5 protein-coding genes are annotated in these 7,332 nt (G+C 61.7%); 3 read left to right on the top strand and 2 right to left on the bottom strand.

What is annotated here, in order from left to right; translation table 11 throughout:
* The first annotated feature begins 92 nt into the window (after nucleotides 1-92).
* Nucleotides 93-2,642 carry an ATP-dependent helicase HrpB gene (gene hrpB, locus WAW39_RS11605; RefSeq protein ID WP_422318925.1) on the top strand — a complete coding sequence of 850 codons (2,550 nt, stop codon included), beginning with the start codon at nucleotides 93-95 and terminating at the stop codon, nucleotides 2,640-2,642.
* A 299-nt stretch (nucleotides 2,643-2,941) separates the two neighbouring features.
* Nucleotides 2,942-3,349, top strand: a complete 408-nt coding sequence (locus WAW39_RS11600; RefSeq protein ID WP_422318923.1) for a hypothetical protein — start codon at nucleotides 2,942-2,944, stop codon at nucleotides 3,347-3,349.
* A gap of 12 nt (nucleotides 3,350-3,361) precedes the next feature.
* Here the strand turns inward: WAW39_RS11600 and WAW39_RS11595 are convergent, their stop codons facing one another.
* Both WAW39_RS11595 and WAW39_RS11590 read right to left on the bottom strand, forming a co-directional pair.
* Entirely contained in the window at nucleotides 3,362-4,372 is a 1,011-nt protein-coding gene (locus tag WAW39_RS11595) for a zinc-dependent alcohol dehydrogenase family protein (protein ID WP_422318921.1), read from the bottom strand.
* 743 nt (nucleotides 4,373-5,115) lie between these two features.
* A complete protein-coding gene (locus WAW39_RS11590; RefSeq protein WP_422318927.1) occupies nucleotides 5,116-5,706 on the bottom strand; it encodes a TIGR00730 family Rossman fold protein in 591 nt (196 codons plus the stop codon).
* An 86-nt stretch (nucleotides 5,707-5,792) separates the two neighbouring features.
* Here WAW39_RS11590 and WAW39_RS11585 point away from each other — a divergent pair, with 86 nt between their 5' ends.
* Nucleotides 5,793-6,725: an amidohydrolase family protein gene (locus tag WAW39_RS11585; RefSeq protein ID WP_422318919.1), complete on the top strand. Its 933-nt coding sequence runs from the start codon at nucleotides 5,793-5,795 to the stop codon at nucleotides 6,723-6,725.
* The last annotated feature ends 607 nt before the right edge of the window (nucleotides 6,726-7,332 follow it).

The raw sequence follows: 7,332 nt of genomic DNA, 5'->3' as shown, positions 1-7,332 counted from the left end.
TGGGTGAACCGACGAAACGCAGGCCGTGGATGGAATCCACCATCGTTCGTCGAAAAAGATGAAGTTCTGGTTTATAGCGAGCGCCCCACTTCATGCCTGCCCCCACCGCGCTCCCCATTTGGAAAATTCACGCCGACATCCTGCGCACGCTGCAGGGCGGCAATCGGCTGGTGCTAGTGGCGCCGACGGGCTCGGGCAAAACGACGCAGGTGCCGCAGATGCTGCTGGATGCGGGCGTGGCGGGAGAAAAGATGATCGTGGTGCTGCAGCCGCGCCGTGTGGCCGCACGCACGGTGGCGGCGCGTGTGGCCTCAGAGCGTGGAGGGAAGCTGGGAGCCGAGGTGGGTTATCAAATCCGCTTTGATGACCACACCAGCGTGGGCACGCGAATTTGCTTTGTCACAGAGGGCATTCTGCTGCGCTGGCTGCAGGATGATCGCTCGCTGTCGAAGATCGGTGCGGTGGTGTTTGATGAATTCCATGAACGCAATCTGCTCAGCGATGTAGCGCTGGCCTTGGTGAAGGACTTGCAGCAGAGCCAGCGGCCCGATCTGGTGATGCTGGTGATGTCTGCCACGCTGGATGCGGAGCCTGTGGCGGCGTATTTGAACCAGTGCCCCATCCTTGTCTCCGAAGGGCAGAGCTTTCCGGTGGAGGTGGCCTATCTGCCGGTGCCTGATCAGCGTCCGTTCACGGTGCAGGCAGCGGAGGCGGTGGAGCGAATCCTGTATGAAGGTGAGCCCGGCGACATTCTTGTCTTCATGCCGGGGCGTGGCGAGATCAATGGCACGCTGGATGCCTTGCGAGGTCTGCGCACACAGGAGCGTGTGACCTGCATTCCTTTGCATGGTGAACTGGAGCCGCAGGAGCAGGACCGCGCCTTTGCGCCGAACTCGCTGCGCAAAGTCATCGTGGCGACGAACGTGGCCGAGACGAGCATCACCATCGATGGCATCCGCCATGTGGTGGACAGCGGCGTGGCGCGGGTAGCGCGTTACGATGCAGAGCGTGGCATCGGCACGCTGTTGCTGGAACCGATCAGCCGGGCTAGCGCGGATCAGCGCAAAGGGCGTGCGGGCCGTACTGCGCCGGGGACTTGTCATCGCTTGTGGACCTCGATTGGCCACCAGACCCGCGAAGAACGCAACACGCCCGAGATTCAGCGCAGCGACCTCGCCGAGGTCGTGCTGCTGCTGCATTCGCTCGGCATTCAGGAGGCGGCCACGTTTGACTGGCTGGACAAACCCGATCCTCAGGCCGTGGTGCGCGCGGAGAAACTGCTGACCATGCTGGGAGCCCTGCACGAGGGCAGGGCGGAGCTCACCCCGGTGGGCCGCCAGATGCTGCGCCTGCCGATGCATCCGCGCTACTCGCGCATGCTCATCGAGGCCAGCCAGCGCGGCTGTGTGCCAGATGCGGCCCTGTGCGCGGCTCTCATTAGTGGGCGAGATTTGCTGGCGCGGCTGGATCGCGATGATGCACAAATGAAGGGCCTGCGCGAGATGTTTGAGGACAGCGGAGACTCCGACTTCATCACGCTGATGCGGGCCTACGAATTTGCCAAAGAGAACGGCTTCAGCTTTGAGCGCTGCCGCAGCCACGGCATCAATGCGCAGGTGGCCCGGCAAGTGGAGCAGACCTGCCAGCAGATCCTGCACGCCGCGCAGCAGCAGCGGCTGTATGACCGCGATGGTGGGACAACGGCCAAAAGTGACGAAGCCCTGCTGCGCTGCCTCATGGCCGGATTCGTGGATCAACTGGCCAAACGCCGCGTGCCCGGCAAGCCGGAGTGCGATCTCACCGAGCAGCGCCAAGGCCAGCTCGTGCGCGAGAGCGTGGTGCAGGAGGCTGCGTTTTTCGTGGCTGCGAATCTGCGTGAAGCACCCTCGCGTGGCCCGGTGCCGCTGACCTTGCTCAGCCTCGCCACCGCCGTGCAGCCGGCGTGGATCGCGGAGATGTTTCCGCAGCATTTGAGCACCACGGTGGAGCATCTGTTTGATGCGCAAAACAAGCGTGTGGCCGCGATGAAAGTGGTGCGCTACCGCGACCTCGTGATCGAGCAGAAGGCGCAGCAGCGCGATCTCGATCCCATCGCCAGCGGGCGCTGCCTCGCTGAAGCCCACCGAGCGGGAGCCTTTGATCTGCCGCTGATGGATCATCGCCTGAAGCAGTTCATCGCCCGGGTGGATCTCGTTCACGCCACCTTGCCGGAGCTGGAGTTCCCGCGCTTTGATGCGGAGGCCGTTACTGCGTGCCTCGCCCGTGCTTTCAAAGGCCTCTCTTTGGTGAAGGAAGCGCGGGCCGCGCCGCTGATGGCCGCCTTTCACCAGCATCTGGCCCAGGGGCAGGTGAGCTGGCTGGATGAACTGGTACCCCTCTCCATCCCATGGCCTGCGGGTGGGAGCCTGAAGGTCTCCTACGCGGGCGAGTCACCGGAAGTGCAGGTTAAGCTGCACGAGTGCTTCGCGCTCACGGAACACCCGACGCTGTGCGAAGGGCGGCTGCCCGTGACGCTCATTCTCTGCACGCCGGATGGGAAGAAACTGGCCACCACGAAGGACTGGCCTGCTTTTGTCGCGCGCGAATGGCCGAAGCATCGGCAGGCCGTGGCGAAGAAGTTTTCGGGGCTGTTGTGGCGGTAGCGTTCGGGCAAGTGCTAACGCGAGCGCGACAGCGTCTGATATGGACTGCGGTTGCGGAGCGAGGAACGAGCGCAGCCACCGCTTTCGCAGGCAGGACGGCTGTCCATCGCGCCACAGACCTTTCGCCGACACTCACCCTAAGGCGCTCGCAGGCCGATGCCCTCCCGCGGATCACGAGACGTTCGAAAGCGGTAGCTGCATTCGTGCCTCGCTGCGCAACCGCACTCCAAATGGGGGGGCATCTCTGGGCACTTCAGCCTGCTTGATCTAGATGAGTTTTGCGATACGTCACAACGCCCATGTCCGCCTTTGCGTCCCCCATTGCCTACTACCTTGAACGTTACCACCAGGACGACACCGAGAATGCTTTTTTTGGACTGACTGAGCTGGATCATGAGGCGCTGCCAGAGCTGACGGCGGAGTTTCGTGCGGCCACGGATCCAGACCTGCGTGACTTCCTCCTCCATGTGATTTGGGAGCACCGGCAGACCTCGGTCATTCCGTTGCTGGGCGAGGCATTGAGAGAAGGGGAGAAAGCCGTCTGGAGGCAGGCCATGAATGGGCTGGTGGCGCTGGCTTGTCCTGAGGCCATTGAAGAATTGGGCTCAGCAAAAACGCGTGAGTTTCCCCGCCCGCGTGACACCGAGGAGTTTCGCAGTTGGCTGAAGGAAGCGATTGAGCAGGCAACACAGGGCTGTGGGAGTTAGCCGAAAGCCGCCTCACACCCGGATCACAATCTTCCCAAAGTGCTTCCCGCTGGCGATGCGCTGGAAGGCTGCCGGGGCGTCTTTGAACTCGAAGGTGGAGTCGATGACGGGCTGCAGTTTCACGCGCTCCATCTCCGCCAGCATCTGGGCAAACATCTCGCGTGAGCCGACGTAGATGCCGTCGAGCCGGATGCCTTTGCGCAGGATCTGCACGGTCTGCACTTCGCCGCTGGTGCCCGTGAGCACGCCGATGAGGGCGATGTGGCCGCCGAAGCGCGTGGCTTTGACCGAACGATTGAGCGTCTCAGGGCCGCCGATCTCGATGACCTTGTCCACTCCCAGGCCGCCGGTTTGCTTCACGGCCCATGTGTCCCAGTCGGGATCGGTCTTATAGTTGTGCACGGCATCAGCGCCGAGTTGGAGGAGGTGCTTGGCCTTGATATCGCAGCTCGTCGTGGCCAGCACGCGGGCTCCGGCCAGCTTGGCAAACTGCAGGGCAAAGACCGAGACGCCGCCGGTGCCGAGGATGAGGACGGTTTCTCCGGCCTTCAGCCCGCCACGGCAGTGCAGGGCATCCCAGGCGGTGACGGCGGCGCAGGGCAGGGTGGCGGCGGCTTCGGTGGAAAGGTAGTCTGGGATGGGCAGCAGGCTTTCGGCACGGATGACCGCCAGCTCGCGCAGAAGGCCGTCCACGGCACCGCCGAGCGCCCCGGAGGCATGAGCCTGGCTAAACTCCCCCTCCATCCAGGTGGGCATGAAGGGGCAGACGACGCGGTCGCCGGACTTGAACTGGGTCACGCCTGCACCCACGGCTGCCACCTCGCCCGCGCCATCGGAGCAGGGAATGCGGGGCACCGGGCCGGTCACGCCACGAATGCCCATGACGTTCATGTAGTCGCGGTAGTTCAGGCAGGTGGCCCGGATGCGGACCAAAACCTCCCCGGGGCCGGGCGTTGGATCAGGCAGGGTCACGGCCCGCAGGGAGTCGATGCCGGTGGTTCCGGTGATTTGGTAGGCGTGCATAGGGCGGGAAGTAGGAGTTGGTGGCGAGGCTACCGGAACCCACTGCGGCAACAAGGTGGAAGTGAGGCTTCGAGGTTTCTCGGAAACAAAGATTTCTGAGGTTTTGCCCAGACAGAAAAAGATTCTCCACATGGGGTGTGAACAATTTGCTTGCGATTCACACACAGGGAATGCCGGGGCAGAGCTAGAAAGGCGAGATTGTCAAAAATGAAAGTATTTATGTTGGAAACGAAATAATGACGCCATGAAATCCATAGGTGGAAAATGGCGGTTTGCTCACAGCCTGACCTCGCTGCCTTCTCTGCCTGCCCGTAGAAGGGGCTGTACCTGCAAATGGGGGCGGATGTGAGCGCTTCTTGGCTGTGTTAATGGTTTACAAATCGTTGATAAACAACGGATTAAAAATGTTATTGACTGGATGGAGGCGGGGTTCCTACAGTCCGCTGCCTAGTTAGGTGGTCGGCCTATTGTGTGTCGAAATCGTTGCACAACGAACCCGCCCTGCACGTTCCACGATTCAAACACAAGGGTTCCACGCTCAAGGTTTTGTTCCTGATCTGTGACAAACTCTTGGGGAAAATTTCTAGCTTTTGATTCCTCAAGACACAGAAGTGAGAGTTCTCAATTGTTTGTGAATAACCTGTCAAGAACTCCACTTTGCGTAGGGAGAAACTGGGAACAATCGAGTGCCCTCCGGGGCAAATGGGATCTGACGAAAGGGTGCGTGCCCGGCGTGCCCAAGACTAGCGCGCCTCAGCGGCCAGTTTCTCGATCCATTTGCCCAAATCCGGCGGCCGGAAGGCCTCCATGCGGGCCAGCAGGGCGGTGGGTTGAGTCTCAACCAGGACACAGGCGGCGTGCTCGGGCTTGAGAAAGCCGCTCTGGCTCATGTGGGAGATGAATTCAATGAGGCCGTCGAAAAAGCCGCCCACATTCAGCAGGCCCACGGGCTTGTCGTGAAAGGAGAGCTGCAGCCAGGTGAGGGTCTCGAACAGCTCATCCAGCGTGCCAAAACCGCCGGGCAGGGCGATGAAGCCGTCGCTGAGGTCCACCATGAGCTGCTTGCGCTCGTGCATGCTGCCGACCACGTGCAGCTGCGTCACACCGCCGTGGCCGAGCTCCTTTTCCATGAGGGATTTCGGGATCACGCCGATGACCTCTCCCTTTTGCGAAAGCGCCCCGTCCGCAATGGCTCCCATCAGGCCCACATTGCCACCGCCATAGACGAGTCCGATGCCGCTCTGCGCGAGAAACGCGCCCAGATCATGCGCGGCGGCGCGATGGCGGGGATCGCTGCCAGAGGAGGAGCCACAGTAAACACAGATTCGGCGCAGTCGGGACATGGCGGCATGATGAATGATTTCTGCTGCGGGTGCAAAGGCTTGCGCAAAAGGGAAGTTCTTCGCTACGATTAGTGAAGATGAACCCGACACGCCGCTCCTTCCTTGCCTCCTCTGCTGCCGCCGCTCTCACAGGCTGCAATCTTTTCTCACCTTCAGGAAAAGGAAACTGGATCGACGCGCATGTGCATGTGTGGACGCCCGACGTGCAGAAGTACCCGCTGGCCCGTGGGTTTGCCGTGAGCGACATGCAGCCACCGAGCTTCACGCCGGAGCAGTTGTTTGCCCACTGCAAGCCGGAAGGGGTGAACCGCATCGTGCTCATCCAGATGAGCTACTACCAGACGGACAACAGCTACATGCTGGACATGATGCGCGCGCATCCCGGTGTCTTCAGCGGCGTGGCCATCGTGGACGAGCACGCGGCAGGGCTGGCTGACACCATGCGCAGCCTGGTGAAGCAGGGCGTGCGTGGCTTCCGCATCACTCCCGGCAAGGTGAAAAATCTCTCCGACTGGCTGGGCTCCCCGGGCATGGCCACGCTGTGGAAGACGGCGGCGGAGCTGAAGGTGAACGTCTGCCCGCTGATCAATCCGGACACGCTGCCGCTGATGGACAAGATGTGCGAGTGGTACCCGGACACGGGCGTGGTGGTGGATCACTTCGCCCGTCTGGGCATGGCAGGGCCGGCCAAGCCTGAGGAGGTGCAGAACCTGCTGCGCCTGGCACGGCACGCCAAAACGCACGTGAAGGCTTCCGCCTTCTATGCCTTGGGTGCAAAGAAGGCTCCTTATACCGACATGGGCCCGCTGGTGCGGCAGGTGCGGGATGCCTTCGGCCCGCAGCGCGTGATGTGGGCCAGCGACTGCCCCTTCCAGGTGGAGCACGGGCACAACTACCACAACGCCATCGCGATCATCCGGGATCGTCTCGATTTCCTCACGGAGCAGGACAAAGCCTGGATGCTGCGCGGCACGGCAGAGAAGGTGTTTTTCTCGGCGGCGGCGGTGTAGGTGGATTCAATCTAATATCACGATTCGCTGAAAACAGGTCTGCCAATGAGCGGGTGAGGCCACTCCACTCGAAACGGCTCAGGGCTTCATTTGAGATCCTGATGGCAGGTGACAGAAGGCTCACTGGGGCAGGACGTGGGCGCTTGGGCGGGAGCTTTTGAAAAAGGGGGAATGCGAAGCGGCAGCAGACCACGCTGGGATGAAGGAATCTACGGACGCGCACAACGCGTCCCTAGTGTGCTTGGCATGAACATGAACTAATCAGATGAAAGGAGCTGATCGGAAACGATGGGAGTTAACCGTAGCCGAAGGACAAGGCAGCGGCCGCGAGGCCGTGGCTGAAAGAAGTCCGGGGCAAACTCTCGACCACAGGAACACGAAGGCAGGATGCGGGCGACGAGCGTGCCAGGAAACGCGAAGTCCGAAGACCATCAAGACGCATCAAGCAGAGGTCCGTGGCACGAGGGGAAAGCTCATGTTCTTACCCAAGGAGATCTGGCCGGCGAGAGCCGGCCAGAAGTCAGCAGAGGCCATAGTAGTGAGGAGAGCCGCCGAAAGGCGGAGGGAGCGAAGGGCCGACTGCAAAGCGACCCGGGAGCCTGTGACC

Source organism: Prosthecobacter sp., assembly GCF_049294395.1.
GTDB lineage: Bacteria > Verrucomicrobiota > Verrucomicrobiia > Verrucomicrobiales > Verrucomicrobiaceae > Prosthecobacter.
Note: the sequence above shows the minus strand (reverse complement) of the source record. Positions and strands in the feature narration are given on the sequence as shown.